Origin of the sequence: Ramlibacter sp. (genome assembly GCF_036676645.1) — a bacterium.
In the GTDB taxonomy this organism is placed as follows: Bacteria; Pseudomonadota; Gammaproteobacteria; order Burkholderiales; family Burkholderiaceae_C; genus Ramlibacter.
In genome coordinates this window covers 25251-48810 of record NZ_JAKFCM010000029.1, presented here as the reverse complement: position 1 = coordinate 48810, position 23560 = coordinate 25251, and the positions used below count along the sequence as shown (strand labels likewise).

The 23560-nt window shown below is 69.7% G+C and carries 21 protein-coding genes and 2 pseudogenes; 13 read left to right on the top strand and 10 right to left on the bottom strand.

Going from position 1 to position 23560, the window contains the following annotated elements; translation table 11 throughout:
* Positions 1 to 23: 23 nt before the first annotated feature.
* The 6 genes and pseudogenes from V6M57_RS04880 to V6M57_RS04855 form a co-directional block, all read left to right on the top strand.
* Positions 24 to 1259: pseudogene (locus tag V6M57_RS04880) on the top strand (NAD(P)/FAD-dependent oxidoreductase); the annotation flags it as partial.
* 62 nt (positions 1260 to 1321) lie between these two features.
* Positions 1322 to 1576, top strand: a pseudogene (locus tag V6M57_RS04875) (Rieske 2Fe-2S domain-containing protein); the annotation flags it as partial.
* A 69-nt stretch (positions 1577 to 1645) separates the two neighbouring features.
* Positions 1646 to 2554, top strand: a complete 909-nt coding sequence (ybiB, locus tag V6M57_RS04870; protein WP_332813858.1) for a DNA-binding protein YbiB — start codon at positions 1646 to 1648, stop codon at positions 2552 to 2554.
* 17 nt (positions 2555 to 2571) lie between these two features.
* Complete coding sequence (gene cobA, locus V6M57_RS04865) at positions 2572 to 3342, top strand: uroporphyrinogen-III C-methyltransferase (protein ID WP_332813857.1); 771 nt, start codon at positions 2572 to 2574, stop codon at positions 3340 to 3342.
* A 28-nt stretch (positions 3343 to 3370) separates the two neighbouring features.
* Positions 3371 to 3796, top strand: a complete 426-nt coding sequence (locus V6M57_RS04860) for a DUF2784 domain-containing protein (protein ID WP_332813856.1) — start codon at positions 3371 to 3373, stop codon at positions 3794 to 3796.
* Positions 3797 to 3815: 19 nt separating this feature from the next.
* Positions 3816 to 5036, top strand: coding sequence for an NAD(P)/FAD-dependent oxidoreductase (locus V6M57_RS04855; protein ID WP_332813855.1), 1221 nt, complete (start codon positions 3816 to 3818; stop codon positions 5034 to 5036).
* Positions 5037 to 5094: 58 nt separating this feature from the next.
* Here the strand turns inward: V6M57_RS04855 and V6M57_RS04850 are convergent, their stop codons facing one another.
* On the bottom strand, positions 5095 to 7722 hold the full coding sequence (locus V6M57_RS04850; RefSeq protein WP_332813854.1) for an ATP-binding protein: 2628 nt from the start codon (positions 7720 to 7722) through the stop codon (positions 5095 to 5097).
* A gap of 196 nt (positions 7723 to 7918) precedes the next feature.
* Here V6M57_RS04850 and rpsU point away from each other — a divergent pair, with 196 nt between their 5' ends.
* Positions 7919 to 8131 (top strand): 30S ribosomal protein S21, encoded by a 213-nt coding sequence (gene rpsU / locus V6M57_RS04845; protein ID WP_012346814.1) that lies wholly within the window; start codon positions 7919 to 7921, stop codon positions 8129 to 8131.
* Between the two features lie 92 nt (positions 8132 to 8223).
* Positions 8224 to 8670: a GatB/YqeY domain-containing protein gene (locus tag V6M57_RS04840; protein ID WP_332813853.1), complete on the top strand. Its 447-nt coding sequence runs from the start codon at positions 8224 to 8226 to the stop codon at positions 8668 to 8670.
* 42 nt (positions 8671 to 8712) lie between these two features.
* Here the strand turns inward: V6M57_RS04840 and pmbA are convergent, their stop codons facing one another.
* Positions 8713 to 10098, bottom strand: coding sequence for a metalloprotease PmbA (gene pmbA, locus V6M57_RS04835; protein ID WP_332813852.1), 1386 nt, complete (start codon positions 10096 to 10098; stop codon positions 8713 to 8715).
* 60 nt (positions 10099 to 10158) lie between these two features.
* Between pmbA and yjgA the strand changes: the two genes are divergently transcribed.
* Genes yjgA through V6M57_RS04820 form a run of 3 tightly spaced genes read left to right on the top strand, consistent with a single transcriptional unit; the run spans position 10159 to position 12576 of the window.
* Complete coding sequence (yjgA, locus tag V6M57_RS04830; RefSeq protein WP_332813851.1) at positions 10159 to 10770, top strand: ribosome biogenesis factor YjgA; 612 nt, start codon at positions 10159 to 10161, stop codon at positions 10768 to 10770.
* Between the two features lie 13 nt (positions 10771 to 10783).
* Positions 10784 to 11362, top strand: coding sequence for a molybdopterin adenylyltransferase (gene mog / locus V6M57_RS04825; RefSeq protein WP_442968780.1), 579 nt, complete (start codon positions 10784 to 10786; stop codon positions 11360 to 11362).
* Positions 11359 to 12576, top strand: a complete 1218-nt coding sequence (locus tag V6M57_RS04820) for an amidase (RefSeq protein WP_332813849.1) — start codon at positions 11359 to 11361, stop codon at positions 12574 to 12576. Before mog ends, V6M57_RS04820 begins: the two co-directional genes overlap by 4 nt.
* A gap of 102 nt (positions 12577 to 12678) precedes the next feature.
* On the opposite strand, the gene V6M57_RS04815 is transcribed toward V6M57_RS04820, so the two are convergent.
* Positions 12679 to 13452, bottom strand: a complete 774-nt coding sequence (locus V6M57_RS04815; RefSeq protein WP_332813848.1) for an RNA methyltransferase — start codon at positions 13450 to 13452, stop codon at positions 12679 to 12681.
* Positions 13453 to 13581: 129 nt separating this feature from the next.
* Here V6M57_RS04815 and V6M57_RS04810 point away from each other — a divergent pair, with 129 nt between their 5' ends.
* Positions 13582 to 14493 (top strand): inositol monophosphatase family protein, encoded by a 912-nt coding sequence (locus tag V6M57_RS04810; RefSeq protein WP_332813847.1) that lies wholly within the window; start codon positions 13582 to 13584, stop codon positions 14491 to 14493.
* On the top strand, positions 14493 to 15575 hold the full coding sequence (locus V6M57_RS04805) for a mechanosensitive ion channel family protein (RefSeq protein ID WP_332813846.1): 1083 nt from the start codon (positions 14493 to 14495) through the stop codon (positions 15573 to 15575). Before V6M57_RS04810 ends, V6M57_RS04805 begins: the two co-directional genes overlap by 1 nt.
* A gap of 109 nt (positions 15576 to 15684) precedes the next feature.
* On the opposite strand, the gene V6M57_RS04800 is transcribed toward V6M57_RS04805, so the two are convergent.
* The 7 genes from V6M57_RS04800 to V6M57_RS04770 are packed head-to-tail and all read right to left on the bottom strand — an operon-like array spanning position 15685 to position 23554.
* Complete coding sequence (locus V6M57_RS04800; protein ID WP_332813845.1) at positions 15685 to 16848, bottom strand: MFS transporter; 1164 nt, start codon at positions 16846 to 16848, stop codon at positions 15685 to 15687.
* A gap of 33 nt (positions 16849 to 16881) precedes the next feature.
* The gene (locus V6M57_RS04795; RefSeq protein WP_332813844.1) at positions 16882 to 18435 is read right to left on the bottom strand and encodes an AMP-binding protein; all 1554 of its coding nucleotides are present in this window, start codon (positions 18433 to 18435) and stop codon (positions 16882 to 16884) included.
* 13 nt (positions 18436 to 18448) lie between these two features.
* Entirely contained in the window at positions 18449 to 19654 is a 1206-nt protein-coding gene (locus V6M57_RS04790) for a thiolase family protein (RefSeq protein WP_332813843.1), read from the bottom strand.
* Positions 19651 to 21210, bottom strand: coding sequence for an AMP-binding protein (locus V6M57_RS04785; RefSeq protein ID WP_332813842.1), 1560 nt, complete (start codon positions 21208 to 21210; stop codon positions 19651 to 19653). The genes V6M57_RS04790 and V6M57_RS04785 overlap by 4 nt, the downstream gene beginning before the upstream one ends.
* 9 nt (positions 21211 to 21219) lie before the next feature.
* Entirely contained in the window at positions 21220 to 22344 is a 1125-nt protein-coding gene (locus V6M57_RS04780) for a thiolase C-terminal domain-containing protein (protein ID WP_332813841.1), read from the bottom strand.
* A complete protein-coding gene (locus V6M57_RS04775) occupies positions 22341 to 22808 on the bottom strand; it encodes a Zn-ribbon domain-containing OB-fold protein (RefSeq protein WP_332813840.1) in 468 nt (155 codons plus the stop codon). The genes V6M57_RS04780 and V6M57_RS04775 overlap by 4 nt, the downstream gene beginning before the upstream one ends.
* Positions 22805 to 23554: a GntR family transcriptional regulator gene (locus V6M57_RS04770; protein WP_332813839.1), complete on the bottom strand. Its 750-nt coding sequence runs from the start codon at positions 23552 to 23554 to the stop codon at positions 22805 to 22807. Before V6M57_RS04770 ends, V6M57_RS04775 begins: the two co-directional genes overlap by 4 nt.
* Between the last annotated feature and the right edge of the window lie 6 nt (positions 23555 to 23560).

Here is a 23560-nt window from a genome sequence, read left to right as displayed (position 1 = left end):
GGGCGCCGCAGGAGGAGTCCCGCATGAAGCCATCGAACCTGCTGGTGGTCGGCAACGGCATGGCCGGCGCCCGCACCCTGGAAGAACTGCTGAAGATCGCGCCCGGGCTGTATGACATCACGGTCTTCGGCGCCGAGCCGCATCCCAACTACAACCGCATCCTGCTGTCGCCGGTGCTGGCGGGCGAGCGGGCGTTCGAGCAGATCGTGCTCAAGCCCTGGGCCTGGTACGAGCAGCACGGGATCCGCCTGCACGCGGGCCGCAAGGCGGTGGCGGTCGACCGCGCGCGCCGGGTGGTGCGCGCCGACGACGGCACCGAGGCGCCCTACGACCGCCTGCTGCTGGCCACCGGCTCGCGCCCGGTCATGCTTCCGGTGCCGGGTGCCGACCTGCAGGGCGTGCTCGCCTACCGCGACATCGCCGACACGCACGCGATGATCGAGGCGGCCCGCAAGTACCGCAAGGCGGTGGTCATCGGCGGCGGACTGCTCGGGCTGGAGGCGGCCAATGGCCTGCTCCGGCGCGGCATGGACGTGACCGTGGTCCATGCCACGCCCTGGCTGATGGAGCGCCAGCTCGACGAACCCGCCGCCCGGCTGCTGCAGCAGTCGCTGGAGGCGCGCGGCCTGGAGTTCCGGCTGGGCGCGCGCACCCAGGGCCTGGCGGGCGGCCGCAGCGGGCGCGTGCGCCGGGTGCAGCTGGACGATGGCTCGCAACTGGGCGCCGACCTGGTCGTGATGGCGGTCGGCATCCGTCCGGACACGGCGCTGGCCGAGAAAGCCGGCCTGCACTGCGCGCGCGGCATCGTGGTGCACGACACCCTGCAGACGGTGACCGACCCCCGCATCTGGGCGGTGGGCGAATGCGCGGCGCACCGCGGCGTGGCCTACGGGCTGGTCGCTCCCCTGTTCGAGCAGGCGAAGGTGGCCGCCAACCACCTGGCGCAGTTCGGTATCGGCCGTTACGCCGGCTCGCTCACCTCCACCAAGCTCAAGGTGACCGGCATCGACCTGTTCTCGGCCGGCCGCTTCATGGACGGCGAGGGCACCGAGGCCATCGTGATGAGCGATCCGGCCCGGGGCGTCTACAAGAAGCTGGTGGTGCAGGACGACAAGCTGGTGGGCGCCTGCCTGTACGGCGACACGGTGGACGGCGGCTGGTACTACAAGCTGCTGCGCGAGGGCCGCAGCGTCGCCGGCCTGCGCGACCGGCTGCTGGCCGGCCAGGCCAACCTCGGCGACGCCGGCCACCAGGGGAACAAGGCGGGGGTGGACGCCGGCCAGTTCGGGAAGCTGGAGGTCGGGCCGGCATGACCCCGATCCCGCACAAGGGCGGCCCGCTGTCGCAGGGCATGGTGTTCGGCGCCCGCGTGGCATGCCCGCTGCACAACTGGACCATCGCGCTGGCCGACGGCTGCGCGACGAGCCCCGACCAGGGATGCACACCGCACTTTGCCTTCCGGGTGGTCGACGGCGCCGTCTACCTGGATGCGATGGAACTCGCCAGCCGGGCCATCGCGGACGAGCCGGCAGGATGCAGCGCGGGCGCCCGGGCGATTCCCGTCGCCGCAAGCTGATGCGCATGCCTCGCCGGCCGGCATATGGCTATAGCCACCAGTGCTAAGTGCTTTGGGAGAATTCCGGCCGTGGGCATCAGCCAGTACCTCAAGGAAATCGGCCGCGGCCGGCAGGGCGCCCGCGCGTTGTCGCGCGAGCAGGCGGCCGACCTGTTCGGCCAGCTGCTGGACGGCACCGTCGGCGACCTGGAGGTGGGAGCCTTCTGCATCGCCATGCGCGTCAAGGGCGAGACGCCCGAGGAAATGGCCGGTTTCCTCGATGCCACGCGCACCCGCCTGAACCGGGTGCCGCCCACGCCCTCGCCCACGGTGGTGCTGCCCAGCTACAACGGCGCGCGCCGGCTGCCGGTGCTCACCCCCTTGCTGGCGCAGCTGCTGGCCCGGCGCGGCCTGCCGGTGCTGATCCACGGCACCGCCACCGAGAGCAGCCGGGTCTTCGTCACCGAAGTGCTGGCCGGGGCGGGCATCGCCCCACTCCACCTCCTGCGCGCACCGCGGCCCGGCGAAGCCGTGTATGCGGCCACGGAACTGCTGCACCCCGGCCTGAAGCGGCTGCTGGACGTGCGCCGGGTGCTCGGGCTGCGCAACCCGGCCCACAGCCTGGTCAAGCTGATGGATCCCTGCGACGGGCCGGCCGTCCTCGTCAGCAGCTACACCCATCCCGAGTACGCGGTGTCCATGGGCGCAGTCTTCGAACTCATGGGATCCACCGCGCTGCTGCTGCGCGGCACCGAGGGCGAAGCGGTGGCCGATGCGCGCCGCACGCCGGCCATGGAAGGCTTCGCCGCGGGCCGCCGCATCGTGCTGGAGGAAGGCCGGCGAGGCACCCTGCCTGGCCTGCCGGGCTGGCCCTCGGCCGCGGACCCCGACGCCACCGCCGCCTACATCCGCGACGTGCTGGACGAACGGCAGCCGGTGCCGGACTCGATCGCGCGGCAGGCGGAACACATCCAGCGCCTGGCGGACGGCGCCGCTTGAGCCGGGAGACGAACGCCATGGACGATTCGACGGGCAGGGTCACGCTGGTCGGCGCCGGTCCCGGCGACCCGGAACTGCTGACGCTCAAGGCGGTGCGCGCGCTGCAGGCAGCGACGCTGGTGCTGGTGGACGACCTCGTGAGCGAGGAGATCGTCGCGCTGGCTGCGCACGCCCGGGTCGTGCGCGTCGGCAAGCGCGGCGGCTGCCGCAGCACGCCGCAGGCCTTCATCGGCCGGCTGATGGCGGCCGCGGCGCTCGAGGGCGAACACGTGGTGCGGCTCAAGGGCGGCGACCCGTTCATCTTCGGCCGTGGTGGCGAGGAGGTCGAACAACTGCGCGCCGCCGGCGTGCGGGTCGACGTGGTCAACGGCATCACGGCCGGCCTGGCGGCGGCCACTTCGCTGGGCGTGCCGCTCACCCACCGTGAGCACGCGCAGGGCGTGGTGTTCCTCACCGGGCACGCGCAGCGCGGCGGCGAGCCGCCCGACTGGCCGCTGCTGGCACGGACGGCACGGCAGGCCCGGCTGACACTGGTGATCTACATGGGCGTCAGCGGCGTGCGCGGCATCCAGGACGGGCTGCTGTCCGCGCTGCCGCGCGCCACGCCCGTGGCCATCGTGCAGCGCGCCACCCTCCCCGGCCAGCGGCACGCGGTGACCACGCTGGACCGGCTGGCCGGCACCGTCGCGCGCGAACGGCTGGCCAGCCCCTCGGTGATCGTGGTCGGTGACGTGCTGCGTGGCGTGGCGGCGATGCGCGACGGCTCCGCGCGCGCGCGGGCCGCCTGAGCCGGACACGCCGGCGCCGGTCACACGCATGGATGTCGCTGCCACCTACCGCTGGCTCGCCGACGGGGTGCTCGTGCTGCACTTCGCCGTGGTCGTCTTCGTCATCGGCGGGCTGGCGCTGGTCCTCGCGGGCAACTGGCGCGGCTGGAACTGGGTCAACCGCTGGACGTTCCGGCTGGCACACCTGGGCGCGATCGGGTACGTGGTGCTGCAGCAGTGGCTGGGCGCGGCGTGTCCGCTGACCGTGCTGGAGATGGACTTGCGGCGGCGGTCCGGTGCGGGCGCCTACACCCAGGGCTTCATCGAGCACTGGCTGCAGCGCCTGCTGTTCTACGAGGCGCCCGGCTGGGTGTTCACCCTCGCCTACACGCTGTTCGGGCTGGCGGTGCTGGCCGCCTGGTTCGCCTTTCCACCGGGGCGGCGCAAGCCGGCTGCTATAAACGGCCCCTCTTGAGGGAAGGGGTCGCTGGAAAGTGCACGCGTTCGACGCAGTGGTGATCGGCGCGGGCGCCGCCGGCCTGTTCTGTGCCGGCGTGGCCGGGCAGCGGGGCGTGAAGGTCCTGCTGCTGGATCACGGCGCGAAGGTCGCGGAGAAGATCCGCATCTCGGGCGGCGGCCGCTGCAACTTCACCAACCGCGACCTGGATCCGCGCGCGCCGCAGCGGCACTTCCTGGGCGCGAACCCGCACTTCTGCCGCAGCGCACTGTCGCGCTTCACCCCCGCCGACTTCATTGCGCTCGTGCAGCGGCACGGCATCCCTTTCCACGAGAAGCACAAGGGCCAGCTGTTCGGCGATCGCAGCTCGGAGGATTTCATCCGCATGCTGCTGGCCGAATGCGAGGCGGGCGGCGTCCAGCACTGGCAGCCGTGCGGGGTATCGGGCGTGCGCCAGGCCGGCCATCCCGGTGCGCCGCTGTACGAGATCGAGACCGAGCGCGGTGTCGTGCGCGCGCCTCGCCTGGTCATCGCCACGGGCGGGCTGTCGGTCCCGAAGATCGGCGCGACCGACTTCGGCTATCGCATCGCCGGCCAGTTCGGGCTGCGGGTGGTGCCGCCGCGGCCGGCGCTGGTGCCGCTCACCTTCGATGGAGGGGACTGGGCGCCCTATGCGCAGCTCGCGGGCCTGTCGCTGCCGGTGCGCATGGGCACCGGCGACAGGAAGGCGGCAATCGCCTTCGACGAGGACCTGCTGTTCACCCATCGCGGGCTGTCCGGACCGGCGGTGCTGCAGATCTCCAGCTACTGGCAGCCCGGCTCCCCGGTGCGGATCGACCTGGCGCCGGGGGCCGAGCTGGCGGCGGCACTGCGGCAGGCCAAGGCCCTCTCGCGCAAGCGGCTGGGCAACGAGCTGGCCGCCTTCGTGCCGGCACGCCTGGCGGACGCCTGGGTCCAGCGCGACGCGGCCTGGCAGCGGCCCATCGCGGAAGTCCCCGACAAGGCCCTCGCGGCGCTGGCCCACGCCCTGTCAGGCTGGGAGCTGGTGCCCTCCGGCACCGAAGGCTGGCGCAAGGCCGAAGTCACCGCGGGCGGCATCGACACGCGCGAGCTGTCCTCGCAGACGATGGAGGCCGCCAGGCAACCCGGCCTGCACTTCATCGGCGAGGTGGTCGACGTCACCGGCTGGCTGGGCGGCTACAACTTCCAGTGGGCCTGGTCCAGCGGCTGGGCCTGCGCGCAGGCGCTGGCCGCCTGATTGGGGTCGGATACGAATTGCCGGGCAGGCCGGATCGATCCGGATCCGATCCCGGAGGTCAAAGCAGCCGCTGCAGCACCTCGGTCAGGAGATCGAGGCTGACGGGCTTGACCAGGTGCTCGTCGAAGTGGGACGCCAGCGCCCGCGCGCGGTCGCTTTCCTGGCCGTAGCCGGTCAGGGCGACCAGCCGGACGCCCTGGCCTTCGGGCTGCTGGCGGATCAGGCTGGCGAGCTGGTAGCCGTCCACCTGCGGCAGGCCGATGTCCAGCAGGGCGAGCTGCGGCCGGAAGGCCTTGAGCACCTGCAGCGCGGCGTCGGCATCCGGCGCGGTGCGCGCGTCGTACCCGATCACCTGCAGCAGTTCGGCCAGGGTCTGGGCCGCATCCGCGTTGTCGTCCACCACCAGGATGCGGCCGCTGCCGCGGGGCTCGCCGGCCGGCGCCGGCGTGGGCGCCGGCGACGCCGGGGGCGAGGCGCCGGACGGCGGCAGGCTCACGGTGAAGGTGGCGCCGCGTCCCTCGCCTTCGCTGTGGGCCTGCACCGACCCACCGTGCCGCTCGACCAGGCTGCGCACGATGGCCAGCCCCAGCCCCAGTCCGCCGGCGCGCCGGTCCATGTCCTGGCGGCCCTGCACGAACCGGTCGAACACCCGCCCCAGCAGCTCGGGCGGCATGCCGCAGCCCGTGTCGCTGACCTCGATCTCCCAGCCGCCCCGCTCGCGCACGCTCAGCGCCACGGTGCCGTGGGCGGGCGTGAACTTGGCGGCATTGACCAGCAGGTTGCACAGCACCTGCGACAGCCGCACGAAGTCGCCGTCGACCATGGCCGGCCCGTGCGGCAGCTGCACCTGCACCGGCTTCGGGCGCGCCGCGAACACCGGCCGGGTGAGCTCCAGCGCGTGGGCCACCACCGCCCGCAGGTCGACCCGCTCCCGGCGCAGCTGGACCTTGCCGCGCGTGATGCGCGAGATGTCCAGCAGGTCGTCGATCAGGCGCGAGAGGTGTGCCACCTGCCGGCCGATCACGCGCCGCTCCTGCACCACCGCGTCGGGCTCGCGCCGGGCCATCAGCTGCAGGGCGGTGCTGATCGGCGCCAGCGGGTTGCGCAGCTCGTGCCCCAGCATCGCCAGGAATTCGTCCTTGGCGCCATTGGCCGCCTCGGCCTGGACGCGCAGGGCCTGCGCCTCGGCAAACAGCCGGGCGTTGTCCAGCGCCAGCGCCGCGCGCCGGCCCAGGTCCAGCACCAGGGCCCGGTCGTCCGCGTCGAGCTTGCGGCCCGATTCCGCCTGCAGCACCGCCATCGCGCCTATGGTGCGCCCGTGCGCCACCAGCGGCAGGATGAAGTGCGCATGCATGCCGAACGTGCGGGTGAATTCGGCCGTCGCCGGATCGTGCTGCGCGTCCTGGAAATCGCCATGGTGCGGGCGTCCGGTGCGCACCACCCAGGCCATGCCGCCCACCACCGCGGCCGGCGCGCGCAGGCGCATGGCCAGCTCCAGCGCCTGCCGCGAACGCTGCGGATCGCTGTGCCAGGCCAGCTTGCGCTGCAGCACGCCGTTTTCGTCCAGCAGGTCGATGCGGCACCAGTCGGCGATGTCCGGCACCAGGGTGCGCGCCACCGCTTCCAGCGTGGCCTCGGGATCCAGCGAATGGGCCAGCCGCTCGCCGGCGGCGGCCAGCAGTTCCATGCGGCGGCGCGCCGCCTCGGCTTCGCTGCGGGCGCGGCGCTCGGCCGCCAGCAGCTCCACGCGCTGGGTCACGTCGGTGCTGGCGCCCACCATGCGCAGCGGCCGGCCGGAGCCGTCGCGCACCAGCTGGCTGCGGGTGGATATCCAGCGCGTGCCCCCGCCGGACAGCGGCGTGCGGAACTCGACGGCGTAGGGGGCGCCGCCGGCGAGCGCCTCGCCCAGCGCGGACTCCACGCGCGGCAGGTCGTCCGGCAGCACGAGCGAGCGGAACCCCGCCACGCCCCCGGGGTCGCTGCCGGCCTGCATCTCGTGCAGTTCGTAGACCCGGTCGGACCAGCTCACCCGGTCGGCCACGATGTCCCAATCCCAGATGCCGACCTGGCCGGCGTCGACCGCCATGCGCAGCCGCTCCTCGCTGCGGCGCAGCGCCGCCTCCACCCGGCGATGGCGCTCCAGCAGGCGGGCGTTGGCGACCAGCGGGGCGGCGACGTCGGCCACCCCGGCGGCGAGGGCCAGGTGCTCGTCCGTGTGGCGGCGGCCCGAGCGGCCCATGAACAGCGTCAACGCGCCCATCAGCTCGCCGCGCCAGCGCACGGGCACCGTCAGCATGGAGCGGAACGCCAGTTCGCGCAGCAATCGCAGGTGGTCGTCGTCGGCCGCGATGCGGCGGTACCACGCGTCGCCCGTGTCCAGGTGCAGGGCCGGCTCACCGCTGGACAGGGCGCAGAGGTTGAATTCGGGATGGTCCTGCCGCACCCAGCGGGTGGGCGCCAGCAGCGCCTGCACGTCAGGGGCGTCGTGTGCCGCGCACGTGCGGCGCACGTCCTCGCCCTCGACCACCGCGTCGAAGAACCCGAAGTCGGCCAGCGCCGGCAGGCAGGCGGCGATCGCCTGTCGCAGGGTCTCGTCGAAGTCCGCGGCACTGGCCAGCAGCCCGGCCGCGCGGCCGAGCACCTGCCGCTGCTCGTCGGGCGGGATCGCCACAGAGGAGGACACCATGGGCACGCCTGCAATTCTGGCCCAATTGGCCGCCATGCGGCCGCCGGCGAACCCCCCGGAGATTGCCGGCGCGGGCCCAGCCGCTATAATTGCGGGCTTTGCCGGCATACCCCGACGGCCCGATCCCAGTTGTAGTCGGGGCACCCCGCCGCAAGCCCGATCTTCTTGCGGCACTTCGAGATCGATTGATTCATTCATGACGACCATTCGCGTTAAGGAAAACGAGCCGTTCGACGTGGCCCTGCGCCGCTTCAAGCGCACCATCGAAAAGCTGGGCCTGCTGACCGAGCTGCGTGCCCGCGAGTTCTACGAGAAGCCCACGGCCGAGCGCAAGCGCAAGAAGGCCGCGGCCGTCAAGCGCCACTACAAGCGCGTGCGCAGCATGCAGCTGCCCAAGAAGCTCTACTGAGCCGCCGCGCCGGCGCCACCATGGCGCGCCCGCCCAGCCTGCCCGGGGACGCCTTGGCAGGCTTTTTTCGTTTCCACCCTGGAGAAGCAACGATGAGCCTGAAGGACCGCATCACCGAAGACATGAAGGCCGCCATGCGCGCCAAGGATACCGGCCGGCTGGGCACCATCCGCCTGCTGCAGGCCGCCGTGAAGCAGAAGGAAGTGGACGAGCGGGTCGAGCTCGACGACGCGGCGGTGGTCGGCCTGGTCGACAAGCTGATCAAGCAGCGCAGGGACAGCATCGACGCCTTCACCAAGGCCGGCCGGCAGGACCTGGCCGACAAGGAAGCCGCCGAAGTGCAGGTGCTGCAGGCCTACCTGCCCGCCCGGCTGTCGCCCGGGGAAGTCGCGGCCGAGGTCAAGGCGCTGGTGGCGGAACTGGGCGCCAGCGGTCCCGGCGACATGGGCAAGGTCATGGGCGCGGCCCGGCAGCGGCTGGCCGGCAAGGCCGAGATGGCCCAGGTGTCGGCGGCGGTGAAGGCGGCGCTGGCGGGGTGAGCCTGCCACCTTCCGGTTCGCGCGCGCCCGCACAGCGGCGCGCTACGAACCGGCCACCTTCATCCGGTTCACAAGCACCGACCCAACGGTCTTCGCGCCGTAGTTGTAGGTGTCGGCGCCCACCGCCTCGATTCCCAGGAACATGTCCTTCAGGTTGCCGGCGATGGTGATTTCCTGCACCGGGAAGGCGATCTCGCCGTTCTCGACCCAGAAGCCGCTGGCGCCGCGCGAGTAGTCGCCCGTGACGTAGTTGACCCCCTGCCCCATCAGCTCGATGACGAACAGGCCGGTGCCCAGCTTGCGCAGCATCCCGGGCAAGTCGTCGCCGGGCTGGGTCAGGCGTGACGTGAGCGACAGGTTGTGCGAGCCGCCGGCGTTGCCGGTGGTCCTCATGCCCAGCTTGCGGGCGGAATAGCTGGACAGGAAATACCCCTCGACCCGCCCGCCCTCGACCACCTTGCGGGCGGCGGTGCGCACGCCCTCCTCGTCGAAGGGTGAACTGCCCTTGCCGCGCTTCTGGTGCGGGTCCTCCAGCACGTCGAGGTGCCCGGCAAAGACCGGCTTGCCCAGCGAATCGACCAGGAAGCTGCTGCGCCGGTAGAGCGCGCCGCCGCTGACGGCCTGCACGAAGGCGCCCAGCAGGCCGGCGGCCAGCGGCGACTCGAACAGCACCGGGCACTCGCGCGTGGCGATCTTGCGCGACTTCAGGCGGGCCAGCGCGCGCTCGGCGGCATAGCGGCCCACCGCCTCCGGTGCCGCCAGCTCGTCGGCCGACCGCATCGACGAATACCAGGCGTCGCGCTGCATGTCCTCGCCGCGGCCGGCGATCGGCGCCACCGAGATCGAGTGGCGCGAACTGGCATAGCCGCCGCGAAAGCCGCGCGTGTGCGCGCTGAAGAAATGGCTCTGCTGCGCCGACACGCCGGCGCCCTCGCTGTTGGTGATGCGCCTGTCGGTGGCGAAGGCCGCCGCCTCGCACTGCAGCGACAGCCGCGCCGCCTCCTCGCTGTCGATCGGCCAGGGGTGGAACAGGTCCAGGTCGGGCTGCTCGCCGGGGCCGGCGATGTCCTGCGCGTCGGGCAGACCGGCCACCGGGTCTTCGGCCGTGAAGCGCGCGATGTCGTACGCCGCCTGTACGGTCTGCCGGATCGCCGCATCCGAGAAGTCGGACGTGCTGGCATTGCCGCGGCGCTGGCCGACGTAGACGGTGACGCCCAGCGACTTGTCGCGGTTGCGCTCGACGTTCTCCAGTTCGCCCTTGCGCACCGACACCGACAGGCCGCAGCCTTCGGAAGCCTCGGCCGCCGCGTCGCTGGCACCCAGCTGCTTCGCATGGTCCAGCGCCCGGTCGACCAGGTCCTCGAACTGCGCGCGGCTGTAGGAGAAGCCTTGTTCGGACCGGTTCGACGCACGGGATGCTTGGTTCATGGCGACGGCTATGATACTTGCGGCCGCCCGCACAGCCGGGCCGCGCCAACCCCCAACGCCATGCCACGCAAACCGAAAAAGGGCTATTTCGTGCGCGGCCAGTTCGTCGCCGAGGGCAGCGAGCTGGACCAGCAGCTCAAGGCCGAACTCAAGCAGACGCAGGGCAGCAGCAAGACCGACCTCAAGCGCGAGAGCAGCGAGCTGCAAAAACTCGGCGAGGCGCTGATGACGCTGCGCGCCGAACGGTTCGAGCGGTTGCCGCTGCCCGACCCGCTGGTCGAGGCGCTCGCACAGGCGCGCCGCATCACCGACTTCGAGGGCAAGCGCCGCCAGCTGCAGTACGTGGGCAAGCTGATGCGGGGCCTCGACGAGGACACGCTCGCGGCGGCGCGCGCAGCGCTGGACGAGCAGCGCCAGGGTTCGGCGCGCGACAGCCTGGCGCTGCACCGGGCCGAACGCTGGCGCGAGGAACTGGTCGACGACGACCAGGCCGTGCAGCGCTGGCTCGCCGAACACCCGGAAACCGACGGCCAGCAGCTTCGCGCCCTGATCCGGCAGGCGCGCAAGGACAGCCGGCCCGACCCCGCCGCCTCGCGGGGGCTCGCGCCACGGCAGGGGCGCGCCTGGCGCGAGATCTTCCAGATCGTGAAGGAGCACTTGCAGCATGAGTGAAGCATTCGATCCGGTGCGCATCGGCGTCGTTTCGGTCAGCGACCGCGCGTCCACCGGCGTCTACGAGGACAAGGGCCTGCCGGCGCTGCAGGACTGGCTGGCGCGCGCCCTGAAGAATCCGGTCACCTTCGAGCCGCGGCTGATCCCCGACGAAGCCGGGCGCATCAGCGCCGCGCTGGTGGAACTGGTGGACGCCGGCTGCTCGCTGGTGCTGACCACCGGTGGCACCGGTCCGGCCCGGCGCGACGTCACGCCCGAAGCCACGCTGGCCATCGCCGACCGCGAGATGCCCGGCTTCGGCGAGCAGATGCGGCAGGTCAGCCTGAAATTCGTGCCCACCGCCATCCTCTCGCGCCAGGTCGCGGTGATCCGCGGCGAGTGCCTGATCATCAACCTCCCGGGCCAGCCCAAGGCCATCCAGGAAACGCTGGAGGGTCTGAAGGACGACCAGGGCAAGCCGGTGGTGCCGGGCATCTTCGCCGCCGTGCCCTATTGCATCGACCTGATCGGCGGCCCCTACCTCGAAACGAACGACGACGTATGCAAAGCTTTCCGGCCCAAGTCGGCGGTGCGCCCGCCGCGCGCCGCATGAACCCGCAGGAAGAGGTCGAGCGCACGCTGGCGGACATCGCCGCGCGCGACGCGGAACTGGGCGCCTTCGTGGCGGTGTCCGACGCCGCGCAGGCGCAGCGCGAATGCGAGCGGGCCCTGGCCAGCGGCGGCGCGCTGCAAGGCCTGCCGGTCGGCGTCAAGGACATCTTCGACACGGCGGCGCTGCCGACTTCGTACGGCTCGCCGCTGTTCGCTGGCCACCAGCCGCGCAGCGATGCCGCCATCGTGCAGGCGATCCGGCGCGCCGGCGGCACGGTGGTGGGCAAGACCAGCACCACCGAATTCGCCTTCCTGCACCCGACGCCCACCCACAACCCGCGCGCACCCGGCCACACCCCGGGCGGCTCCTCGGCCGGCTCGGCGGCTGCCGTCGCCGCCGGCCTGGTGCCGCTGGCGGTCGGCACCCAGACCGGCGGCTCGGTCATCCGCCCCGCGTCGTACTGCGGCGTGGTCGGCTTCAAGCCCGGCTACGGTGCGCTGCCCACGCCCGGGCTCAAGCCGTTCTCCTGGTCGCTGGATACCGTGGGGCTGTTCACCGCCGGCGTCGAGACCATGGCCACCTGCGCGCAGGCGATCAGCGGCCGGCCCTGGGCGCAGGGGTTGAGGGGCGGCACGGCGCCGGTGTTCGGCGTCGCCTGGTCCTACCCGTGGGAGGCCATGTCGGCCAGCGGCCGGCAGGCCCTGGAGCGCGCCGTCGCGGCCTTGCGCGCAGCGGGCGCCACCGTGCGCGAAGTGACGCTGCCCCCGTGGCTGGGCGGCGTGTTCAAGGCGCACGACGAGGTGCAGGGCTGGGAAGCCACCCGGGCGCTGGCCGACGAATACGCGTTCGAGCGCGACCGGCTCTCGCCCGTCCTGCGCGACTATCTCACCCAGGCGCGCGGGATCACCGACGCCGCCTACTCCCTGGCGCTGGACGCGGCTGCCGCCGGCCGCGACGCACTCGGCCAGCTGTTCGACGGCATCGACGTGCTGCTCACGCCGAGTGCCCCGGACGAACCGCCGCAGGGCTACGCATCGACCGGTTCGTCCAGCTGGAACCGCGCCTGGACGCTGCTGCACGTGCCCTGCCTGGGCGTGCCGGGCACGACCGGCGTGAACGGGCTGCCGATGGGCGTGCAGGTGGTCGCGCCGCTGCGCGAAGAAGCGCTGTGCCTGAAGGCCGGCTGGGTGCTGGAGCAGGCGCTACGGGCGTGAGGGCCCGTCGGATGCCGACGGACGCCGACCCCGCGGGGTCATGGCGGGCTCGGCGGGGCCTGCCGCGGACGTGATCCGGGGCCTTCCAGCTCCGGCCCGCGATCACCGCCTGGGCGGATTCACGGGGGCAGGAGGTGGATCGCGGCTTTCGCCGCGATGACACGCTTCTCCGGACTGCGCCATCGCCCGCGCGATCCCGCGCAGGATGTGGATCTCCTCCGCCGTCGGCCGGGCGCGGTTGAACAGCTGGTTCAGGCGCGGCATCAGTTTCTTCGGCGCCTGCGGATCCAGGAAGCCGATGTCCACCAGGGAGCGCTCCCAGTGCTCCAGCATGCCGGCGACCGCCTGGGCATCGGCGGGCACGGCATCCGGGGCCGAAGGCCTCACCGGATAGCCGCCCAGCGCCAGCCGCCACTCGTACGCGACCAGCTGCACGGCCGCCGCCAGGTTCAGCGACCCGTATTCGGGCGCCGTCGGGATCGTCAGCGCCACGTGGCAGCGGTAGACGTCCTCGTTGCGCATCCCGTAGCGCTCCGACCCGAACAGGAACGCCACGCCGTTCGACTGCAAGGCCAGCGCCGGCAGGTGCTCGCGCGGCGTCGAGGTGGGCGGGCCGAAGTCGCGCGGGGTCATGGCGGTGGCGCACAGCGTGTCCACGCCTTCCAGCGCCTCGTCCAGGGCGGCGACCACCCGGGCACGCTGCAGCACGTCGGTGGCACCGCTGGCGCGGTCGACCGCCTCCTGCCGCTGCAGCACGTCGGGCCATCGCGGCGCGACCAGCACCAGGTCGTCGAAGCCCATCACCTTCATCGCCCGTGCCACCGCGCCGACATTGCCGGCATGGCTGGTCTGGATGAGGACGAAACGGGTTTTCAAGGCGGGGCCGGTAAAATCGACCCCATTGTCGCCGCCCGCATCGTCGGGCCGATTCCCGCACCAGCCGGTGCTGCTCTTCGATCATCCGGGCGCGGAACCCACGGGGCCGCGCCGGTGTCCAGACAACCCATGCCGCCCAACCTGCACCCCATGCTCAACGTGGCCGTCAAGGCCGCACGCGCCGCCGGCGCCATCATCAACCGCGCCGCGCTCGACGTCGAGGCCGTGCGCATCTCGCAGAAGCAGGTCAACGACTTCGTCACCGAGGTCGACCACGCCAGCGAGAACGCCATCATCGAGACGCTGCTGACCGCCTACCCGGATCACGCCATCTGGGCCGAGGAGTCCGGCCAGCAGCACGGACGACAGGGCTCCGACTTCACCTGGATCATCGATCCGCTGGACGGCACCACCAACTTCATCCACGGCTTCCCGGTCTACTGCATCAGCATCGCGCTGCGCGTGAAGGACCGCATCGAGCAGGCCGTGGTCTACGACCCCACCCGCAACGACCTGTTCACCGCCACCCGCGGCCGCGGCGCCTACCTCAATGAGCGGCGCATCCGCGTGTCCAAGCGCACCGAGCTGTCGCGCTGCCTGATCGCCACCGGCTTCCCGTTCCGCCCGGGCGACAACTTCAACCTCTACCTGCGCATGATGGCCGAGGTGATGCAGCGCACCGCCGGCCTGCGCCGCCCCGGCGCCGCGGCGCTGGACCTGGCCTACGTGGCGGCCGGCTTCACCGACGGCTTCTTCGAGACCGGCCTGTCGCCCTGGGACGTGGCGGCCGGCTCGCTGCTGGTGACCGAGGCCGGCGGCCTGATCGGCAACTTCACCGGCGAGTCGAACTTCATCGAGCAGCGCGAGTGCCTGGCCGGCAACCCGCGCGTGTACGGCCAGCTGGTGGGCCTGTTGGGCAAATACAGCAAGTTCGCTTCGGCCGGCGAGAAGGCCGGCGTGCGCCAGGCCCCCGAGCTGGTGCCGCGGCAGACCACGCCGACCACCCACCTGACCGACGCGCCGGACGACCGTTCCGAGTGATGGAGGCCCGGCTGAACGAAGTGCTCTGGCAGGAACACTGGCTGGCGACAGCGCTGCTGGCCGCCGGCGCGCTCGTCGTCGGCCTCGTGGTGCACTACGTGCTGGGCCGGCTGCTGCGCCGCGCCACGCGCAGTGCGCCCATCCTGCATGCGGTGCTGGTGAACGGCCAGGCCGCCGCCGGCTTCGCCTGGCCGCTGCTGGCGCTGCAGCTCGTGCTGCAGCTCGCGCCCGACACGCTGTGGCTGATCGACGGCCTGCGCCACCTCAATGGCGTGCTGCTGATCGCCGCCCTCACCTGGCTGGCGATGGCCGCGATCGAGGGCCTGGCCAACGGCGTGGTCGCGCAGCATCCGGTCGACGTCGAGGACAACATGCAGGCGCGCCGGGTGCACACGCAGGCGCGGGTGCTCTCGCGCAGCGCCATGGTGGTGGCGCTGATCGCCGGCACCTCGATGGCGCTCATGACCTTCCCCGGCGCGCGCCAGGTCGGCGCCAGCCTGCTGGCCTCGGCGGGCGTGCTGGGCATCATCGGCGGCCTGGCGGCGCGCCCGGTGTTCAGCAACCTGATCGCCGGGCTGCAGCTCGCGCTGGCGCAGCCGATCCGGCTGGACGACGTGCTGATCGTGCAGGGCGAGTGGGGCCGGGTCGAGGAGATCACCGGCACCTACGTGGTGCTGCGCATCTGGGACGAGCGCCGGCTGGTGATCCCGCTGCAGTGGTTCATCGAGAACCCGTTCCAGAACTGGACCCGCGCCAGCGCCCAGATCCACCAGGCGGTCTACCTGTTCGTGGATTTCGCCACGCCGCTGGAGCCGCTGCGCGCGGAACTGCGCCGGGTGGTGGAGGCCGCGCCCGAGTGGGACGGCCGCACCTGCACGCTGGTGATCGTGGATGCGACCGAGCGGGCGATGAAGATCCGCGCGCTGGTGTCGGCACGCGCTTCGGGGCCGGCGTTCGACCTCGGATGCAAGGTGCGCGAGGCGCTGTTCGGCTTCATGGCACGCGAGTACCCGCACTGCCTGCCGACGGTGCGGGAGATCCACAGAGTGGAGAGCGAGGAGGGGCTGGTGGCGCAAGGCTGAGCCAGCTCTTCTTCACCCCTCTGACCAGACCCGCTCTCAAGTGGATCTGGTCAGCTATGGACCGTCATGCGACAACCACCTAGGCACGCACCTCGGCGTACGCGGCACTTTACGTGACTGAGCGCCTTCGGCCAACGAGCACCAATCCCATTAGCCCCGCGACGGGACCGGCCAAGAGCAGCCAGCTTACTTTCTCGTCCAGAACATCGTACTGCCCAGAGACGACGGAGATCGCCACCACCGTGACTGCAAAGCCAATGCCGTTCATGACGGCTAACGCGCTTCCGACCGTCTGCCCCGGACACGCTTGCGCAGAAAGGCTGGAGAACTGCGGCGAGTCCGCAACCACTGCTGCCCCCCAAACAAGCAAGATCGCGAGTTTCAGCTCCGCCGACGCAGTCGCGGCTAACGGGTAGATTGCGCACATCAGGCCCGAAATGGCGAGTGCAGCCACCGCAATTCGCCTGCTGCCCCATCTCACGGAGAGCGCACCTCCGAGCAGACATCCCACGGCACCCACGGCGACAATGAGAAAGGCAAGGGCGCTTGCCGTAGCAGGGTCCGACTTGGCCGAGGTGGGTAGCAACAGGGGGACGAGAGCCCAGAACGCGTACAACTCCCACATGTGGCCGAAATACCCAAAGGCTGCTGATCGAAAGGCTGGCACGCGAAAAGCGCTGAAGCCGGCGCCGAGGGAGATTGCCGTCCCGGCTGACCTGGCAGGCAGATGAGGGCCATCCCCGAGCCGGAGAATGCAGAACCCGCCAACCACCGCGAGTGCAGACGAGGCAAGGACAGGAGCCCGCCAATCGAAGTCCGTCCCGATCGCATTGAGGCCGTGTGGGAGGGCAGTTCCCAGCGTAAGCATGCCGACGAGTAGGCCCAAGGTCTGCCCGGCGGCGCCCTTCGTCCACGAAATCACGATCTTCATTCCCAACGGGTAGACGCCTGCCATGGCTACCCCCACGAGAAACCGGAAGGCGAGCGCATCCTCGAACCCTCTGCTCAGGAGGGCAAATCCCAGATTCGAGAACGCGCCGATCCAGCTCGAAACGAAAAAGATCGCACTTGCACGGAACCGATCGGCCAGGCCGGTGGCGGCGAACACGAGAGTGCCCAGGATGAACCCGAGCTGAACCGCATTGGTCAGCCAGCCCAGCTCAGACACCCCAATGGACCAAGCGGCGTTGAGCTGTGCCGCTGCACCGTTCGCACTGAACCAGAGCGAAGTGCATAGCAGCTCGGCGATCGCGACGACGACGATCGGATTCACGGGCGGCTGGGGCCGTTTGGAGGTCGGTCGCGGCTACAGACTCGGGAACAAGGCCCTGCGCACATCGCGCTTGAGAATCTTCCCGTACCCGCTCTTGGGAAGCGTATCCACGAAGCGCACTTCGCTCGGCTTCTTGAACGAGGCAAGGTGTTGCAGGCACCAGGCCACGACCTCCGCTTCCTCGAGCCGCTCGCCTTCCTTGCGGACGATTGCCGCGACGATACGCTCCCCCCACTTCCTGTCGGGGATGCCGAACACCGTGGCTTCATGCACCGCCGGATGCTGGTAAAGGACCTCTTCGATCTCCCGGGGGTATACGTTCGAACCGCCGGAGATGATCATGTCCTTCTTGCGGTCGGTAATGAACAGGTAACCGTCTCCGTCGAGGTATCCGATGTCCCCCGTGTGCAGCCAGCCGTTGCGCAGCGTGTCCTGGTTTGCCTTCGGGTTCTGCCAGTAGCCATGCATGACGAGATCGCCGCGCACGACCACTTCACCCGGCGTGTTCGCGGGCAGCGGACGGTCGTCGTCATCGAAGATCCGCACTTCGACGTGGATGCATTCGCGCCCGGCCGAGGCGAGCCTGCGCTCGGCCTCCGGTGAAGCAGTGTGATGTTCATCCTTCGGCAGGTAGGTGCAACCCATCGGCGCCTCGCCCTGCGCATACCCCTGAACGAAGATCCGCCCGAATGTTTCGATCGCCTCCTTGAGCCGCTCCACATACATCGGAGCACCGCCGTAGATGATCGTGTGCAGCGAGGAAATATCGTGCTGCCGGTGGCTCGGGTCGTCCAGCATCATCTGGATCATCGTCGGCACCATGAAAGCCGTCGTCACGCGATGACGCTCCACGAGTTCGTAGAACTCCCCGGTCCGGAACCCCTGGAAGGTCGGAAACACATGGCCGGCGGCTCGGGCGACGTGCTGGAACGCCATCAACCCGTTCGAGTGGGACAGCGGTGCCATGTACGCGAGCCGGTCGTCGGGCTTGACCGGGTTGCACTCGATCAGCTGGGTCGAAACCATGGTCATGAGGTTTCGGTGCGTCAGCATGGCACCCTTTGGCCGGCCGGTCGTCCCCGACGTGTAGAAGATCCAGGCAAGCGCATCCGGCGAGACGTTCGCATCGTGCACATCGGGCTGCGAGCCGGCAAGAAGAGAATCGAAGCTGCGCACGTTCGGAAAACAACCTTCGTCGCAGTCGATGCCCAGGACCAGCAAGCCCGCAGGCAGGCCGTTGGCCGACATCAGCGGCTCGACGAAACGCTTGCTCGCGACAACCACGCGGGCGCCGCAATCCTCGAGCATGTACGCATGCTCGGAGGAGTGAAGCTTCGGGTTCATGGGCACGATGGCCATCCCGGCCCTCAAAGGGCCGAACAGCCCGACGAGCCCACGAGGCTCGTTGTCCAGAAGGAGGCCGACGCGGTCACCGGCGGCGAGCCCCAGGGCGAGCAACGCGGACGCGAGTCGCCCGACCTGATCGTCGAGCCAACGGTAATCACGAACGCTGTCGCCATGGAAAGTGGCCGGCCTGTTTCCATGGAGGGCGCCAGCCCGGGACAGCAGGTATGCGAGATTGTTCATTCCAATTCTTCTTTCAAGTCCGGCGAAGGATCGTTACCGCGGTGGCGGCAGGTTCGCTGCCGACAGAGCCCCCCGAGCTGTGCGCGAGTCCGATCCGCGCGTCGTCGACCTGCCTGCCCTCGGCGCGCCCCTGCAACTGCCACACGATCTCGACGATCTGCGACGCGCCGGTGGCGGCTCCCGGGTGGCCCCGCGAAAGAAGGCCGCCAGACGGATTGACAGGCAGCTTTCCGCCGAGGGCGGAGCAACCCCCCCGCAGCATGCGCAGGGCCTCGCCACGGGGTTGCAGGAGGATCTGCTCCGTTGCGATCAGCTCGGCGACGGCAGAGGCGTCGTGCACCTCGAGGAGGTCGAGGTCACCCGGCTCGATCCCGGCCTCTTCATAGGCCTTGCGAGACGCTCGGGAAAGCACGGGCTCCCCGGAGTCGAGCGCAGGCCGACCGCTTCTGACGACGCTCGCCGCGATTTCCACCGGCCGTCCGCCCAGCGACGCCCTCACCCGGCCGGAGCAAAGAAGCATCGCCGCCGCGCCATCGGTGAGTGGCGAGCACATCAGCGAGCGAAGCGGCTCGGCGACGACCGGAGACGCCATGACCTCGTCTTCCGAGATGGGCCTGCGATACTGGGCGTAGGGATTGCGGCTGGCGTGGGCCCGGTTCTTGACGGCCACCTTTGCGTAGTCGGTCGCGAACGCGCCCGTGTCATGCAGGTACTCGCGGGCGACCTTCGCGTAGTAGTTCTCCATGAAGACGCTGCCCACGGGTCCTTCTCGCTCGAGGGTCTCGCCGATCCAGGCCATCTCCTGGACATCCATGGCCCCGAACAGAGCGCGCATGCTTTGTCTGCGATCGGTGCTGAAGAGCTTGTCCATCCCGACCACGAGGACGAGGTCATGCTGACCGCTTCGCAGGGCGTGGGTCGCCAGGTTCAGTGCCGATGCCCCGGCGGCGCACGCATTATCGAGATTGAACACGGGCACATCCTCGATCCCCGTTCCTCGCAACGCTACCTGCGCCGGCACCGCGACCTGCCCGTCGATGGCCCCGCCGAAAGCCCGCCCCGAGTAGACCGCCTCGATGCGCTGCGCTGGTACGGCGGACTCCCGAAGCACCTCGCGAATGGCATCGCGACCCAGGTCGGCCACGGATCGCTCGGGATACTTGCCGAACGGCACCATGCTTGCCGCCAGGATGTAGGCGGTGTGGGATCCCGTTTTCATATGCGCCGCGAGCTCCCTTCCCAGTACCGCTGCCGTAGCTCCCGTCGCAGGATCTTTCCGTACGGGCTTTTCGGCAGCTCGGAAAGCCGCTCCACCGAGCGCGGCCTCTTGTCGGTCGACAGTTGGTCGCGGCACCAGGCGAGGAACGCATCGTCATCGAAGGCCGCGCCGGGCTTCGGCACGACCAGGGCATGGACCTGCTCGCCCCACTTCTCGCTTGGAATCCCGACGACGACGGCTTCGTGGACGAGGGGGTGCCTGTGGAGAGTTTCCTCGATCTCACGCGGATAGACGTTGCTCCCGCCGGTGATGATGAGGTCCTTCTTCCGATCGGTGATGTAGACGAAGCCGTCCTCATCGATGCGCCCGATGTCGCCGCTGCGCTGCCACGAGCCGTGGCGATCGGCGGCAGTCGCCTCCGGGTTGTCGAGATAGCCGACCATCTGGTGGTCGCCCGAGGTCACGATTTCCCCTTCTTCTCCCGGAGCAAGCAGACGGCCTTCGTCGTCCATGATCGCGACACGGCAAAAGAGAATGGGCCGGCCGGCCGAGGCCAACCGGTGCTCGCGCCCCTGCGTGACGGCGACCCGGTGCTGCTCTTGGTCCAGGAATGTGACCAGCTGGGGCGCTTCCCACTGGCCGTAGCCCTGTACGAACACGAATCCCCAGCTTTCGATGGCCTTCTTGAGGTGCTCCACCGGCATCGGTGCACCTCCGTAAACCACCGTATGAAGCGAAGTCTTGTCACGCCGATCGTGCTCCGGATGATTCATGAGCATGTGGATCATCGTGGGTGCGAGAAAGGCGGTGGTCACCTTCTCGGATTCGATCAATGCCAGCACCCGGGCCGCGTCGAACTTCGGCAGCACGCGCTGACGTGCCCCGAGCACGAAGTGGGTCAGGCCCAGCGCCCCCGATGCGTGCGACATCGGCGCGGAGTGCAACAGGACGTCGGACTCCTTCGCGTTCTTGAAGGGGCCCACCAGGTGATTGCGAACGACGACAAGCCAGTTTCGCTGGCTGAGCACCACGCCTTTCGGTCGCCCCGTGCTGCCCGACGTGTAATAGATGCTGTGCCAGTCCGTCTCTGCGACCTCATAGGCGGGAGCGGCCGGCTCGCCCGACTCGACCACGTCCTCGTACCGGAGAGCCCAGGACGGGCAGGGCTCGCCCACGCAGACATAGTGCCGAACGTTCGGCAGCAACTCCCGAAGACCGGCGACGGTATCCGCGAACGCCTCCCCGAAGATGAGGACTTCGGCCTTGCAGTGGTTGACCGAGTACTCGATGTCCGCAGGCGCGTACCGGGCGTTCAGGAGGGTCCTGACGTAGCCGTAACGCGCGGACATCAGATCCAGCTCCAGCGTTTCGATGGAGTTGTACTGCAGCGAGGCGATTCGGCTGCCCTTCGTCAGGCCCAGCCTGGACAGGGCATGGCCCAGCCGGCTCGTTCGCTCCCCCACCTCGTGGAACGTCCGGCAGCGGGCGTCATCCTCGATCGCGATGCGGTCCCGAAACCTGCCGATTGCGTTGCCGATAAGTACGTCGAGATTCATCTGCGGCCCTCAGATGGCGAGCATGTGGATGCAGCTGGACCACATCCCCATGTTCGACGTCAGACCGACCTTTGCTCCTTCGACCTGCCGGGCGCCGGCCTCGCCGCGCAGCTGGGTGACGATCTCGGCGACCTGGCTCAGGCCGGTTGCGCCCAGCGGGTGCCCTTTCCCGATCAGCCCGCCGCTCGGATTCACGGGGAGCCTGCCGCCGATCCGCGTGGACCCATCGTCGATGAGCTTGCCGCTCTCACCCTCGGCACAGAGCCCGAGGGACTCGTAGGCGAGCAGCTCGGCGACGGAGAAGCAGTCGTGCGTTTCGACCACGTCCAGGTCTTCGGGGCCGAGCCCGGCCTTCTCATAGACCGTGCGGGCGTTGCGCCTGACCGTCTCGAGGTTGAAGCGGTTGAAGGCGAGTTCGTCGACGTCCGAAGCCAAGCCGGAAGCCACCATCCGCACGGCTCGGCGCGCATGCTTCGCCTTCCTGCGCAGGTAATCCTCGGAACAGACCACGGCCGCCGCCGCGCCGTCGGTTGTCGGGCTGCACTGGAAGATCGTGATCGGATCGCTGATCATCCGGGACTCCAGGACGCGCTCGAGCGTGATGGGCGACGGATACTGCGCCTTCGGGTTGTGAACCGCGTGGTCGCGATTCTTCACGGTCACCTTCGCGAACTGCTCGACGGTGGTGCCGTACCGCGACATGTGCTCCATCGCCATCAGCGAAAAGCGCATCGGCAGCACGGTGGTGCCCATCGCGACCTCAGGGCTGTCCTCCGGGTGCACGTTGAGCAGCACGCCATGCTGCATCTTCTCGAAGCCAGCCACCACCACGAGATCGAATTCCCCGGAGCGCACGGCCAGGCTCGCCTCGCGCAGAGCGGTCGAAGCGGCCGCAGAACAATTCTCGACGTTCAGCACGGGGATGCCCGACGGCCCGATCTCCTTGACCACACGCTGACCCGCCGCGACACCCTGGTTCACGTGCGCCGCATAGAACTGCTCCACCTCGCGCCACTCGACTCCGGCGTCTTCGAGGGCAGAGACGACGGCCTCCGCAGCGAGCGACTCGACCGTCCTCTCGGGGAACCTGCCGAACTTGGTCAAACCCACGCCCAGAACATATGCATTGTTCATTGCTGAATCTCCGAAGAAGGACGAAATGCGAAAGCCTGGCCATAGCGCTCGGCGCGGGGGTCGAGTGGCAGCGACATGCCGCACGACTCCACGATGTCGCCCGCCTTCCACGATTCCGGCGGCTTTCCCACCAGGTGCGTGAGGACCTGGACCCCGGCCTCGAGCTCGACCATGCCCAGTGCGTAGGGGACGCTGCCGAAGAATCCGGGGGGCGCCTGCCGAATGACCGTGAACGTGACCACCCTCCCCTGGCGATCGAATCGGTGATTGTTGAGGGCCCCCCCGAAGCACTTCACGCAACGTGCCCGGATCGGGAACATCATTTGCCCGCAGTCGGCACACCCGGAGCCGATCAGGGCCAGGGTGCCTTCAGCATCAGGCCCCACGAACACGCCTTCCTGGATCGGCGGCAGTGCTTCGCCGGCGCTGGCCTTGCCTCCGGGAACGGATGCAACTTCACTCATTTGATGGGCTCCTCGGTTGAAGATTGATGGATGCGGGCCGCGCCACTCGCGCCCGAGTCGTCTGTCGCTGCTGAGCCGCTCTTGGACGGGGCTCTCGCTGATGCCGTTGTCTGGGCATGCACCAGCAGCACCTCGCTGGAGTAATTCCAGTGTGCGTCGAACAGTTGCAGTGTTCGCGCGCTGTCGCCGCTCGCACAGGCTTCGTAGATCGCCACGTGCTGCTTGTGCCACTGCTTGACGGTGGGCAGGTGCACCTGGGGGCGAACGATGTGCCGGACAAGGTTGACTCGGCACTCATCGATGAGTTTGGCAAGGCGGCTCCAACCCGCCGCCCGAACCAGGATCATGTGGAACTCCTGGTTCAACTCGTACCATTCCAGTGGCCTGCGCTCGTACTTCGGCATTTCGGCAAGCAGGGCCTTCATCTGACGCAGGCCTTCTGGCGTGATGCGCTCCGCGCCTCGACGCGTCGCAACGCCCTCGAGAGCCCCGGCGATTGCGAGCAGTTCCTCGCCGCTATCCCGGGTCATTTCGCTGACGAAGGCGCCGCGCCTTGGATGCAGGGTGACCAACCCCTCGGCGGCAAGCTGGCGCAAGGCCTCGCGAATCGGAATGCGGCTCACCCCGAGCTCCTCGGCCAGTTCCTCCTGGGAAAGCCGCACTCCCGGCTCCCTCTTTCCCTGGATGATTTCGTCGCGTAGGTAGGCGGTGACCGACTCCACCAGCGTTCGGCCGTCGAATTTCATGACTTG

Bases quoted from the DNA above. Each gene is read 5' to 3' on its own strand.
- cobA (WP_332813857.1), top strand. From the start codon at position 2,572: ATGGACGATTCGACGGGCAGGGTCACGCTGGTCGGCGCCGGTCCCGGC.
- V6M57_RS04860 (WP_332813856.1), top strand. From the start codon at position 3,371: ATGGATGTCGCTGCCACCTACCGCTGGCTCGCCGACGGGGTGCTCGTG.
- V6M57_RS04850 (WP_332813854.1), bottom strand. From the start codon at position 7,722: ATGGTGTCCTCCTCTGTGGCGATCCCGCCCGACGAGCAGCGGCAGGTG.
- rpsU (WP_012346814.1), top strand. From the start codon at position 7,919: ATGACGACCATTCGCGTTAAGGAAAACGAGCCGTTCGACGTGGCCCTG.
- V6M57_RS04840 (WP_332813853.1), top strand. From the start codon at position 8,224: ATGAGCCTGAAGGACCGCATCACCGAAGACATGAAGGCCGCCATGCGC.
- pmbA (WP_332813852.1), bottom strand. From the start codon at position 10,098: ATGAACCAAGCATCCCGTGCGTCGAACCGGTCCGAACAAGGCTTCTCC.
- yjgA (WP_332813851.1), top strand. From the start codon at position 10,159: ATGCCACGCAAACCGAAAAAGGGCTATTTCGTGCGCGGCCAGTTCGTC.
- V6M57_RS04820 (WP_332813849.1), top strand. From the start codon at position 11,359: ATGAACCCGCAGGAAGAGGTCGAGCGCACGCTGGCGGACATCGCCGCG.
- V6M57_RS04810 (WP_332813847.1), top strand. From the start codon at position 13,582: ATGCCGCCCAACCTGCACCCCATGCTCAACGTGGCCGTCAAGGCCGCA.
- V6M57_RS04805 (WP_332813846.1), top strand. From the start codon at position 14,493: ATGGAGGCCCGGCTGAACGAAGTGCTCTGGCAGGAACACTGGCTGGCG.
- V6M57_RS04795 (WP_332813844.1), bottom strand. From the start codon at position 18,435: ATGAACAATCTCGCATACCTGCTGTCCCGGGCTGGCGCCCTCCATGGA.
- V6M57_RS04790 (WP_332813843.1), bottom strand. From the start codon at position 19,654: ATGAAAACGGGATCCCACACCGCCTACATCCTGGCGGCAAGCATGGTG.
- V6M57_RS04785 (WP_332813842.1), bottom strand. From the start codon at position 21,210: ATGAATCTCGACGTACTTATCGGCAACGCAATCGGCAGGTTTCGGGAC.
- V6M57_RS04780 (WP_332813841.1), bottom strand. From the start codon at position 22,344: ATGAACAATGCATATGTTCTGGGCGTGGGTTTGACCAAGTTCGGCAGG.
- V6M57_RS04775 (WP_332813840.1), bottom strand. From the start codon at position 22,808: ATGAGTGAAGTTGCATCCGTTCCCGGAGGCAAGGCCAGCGCCGGCGAA.
- V6M57_RS04770 (WP_332813839.1), bottom strand. From the start codon at position 23,554: ATGAAATTCGACGGCCGAACGCTGGTGGAGTCGGTCACCGCCTACCTA.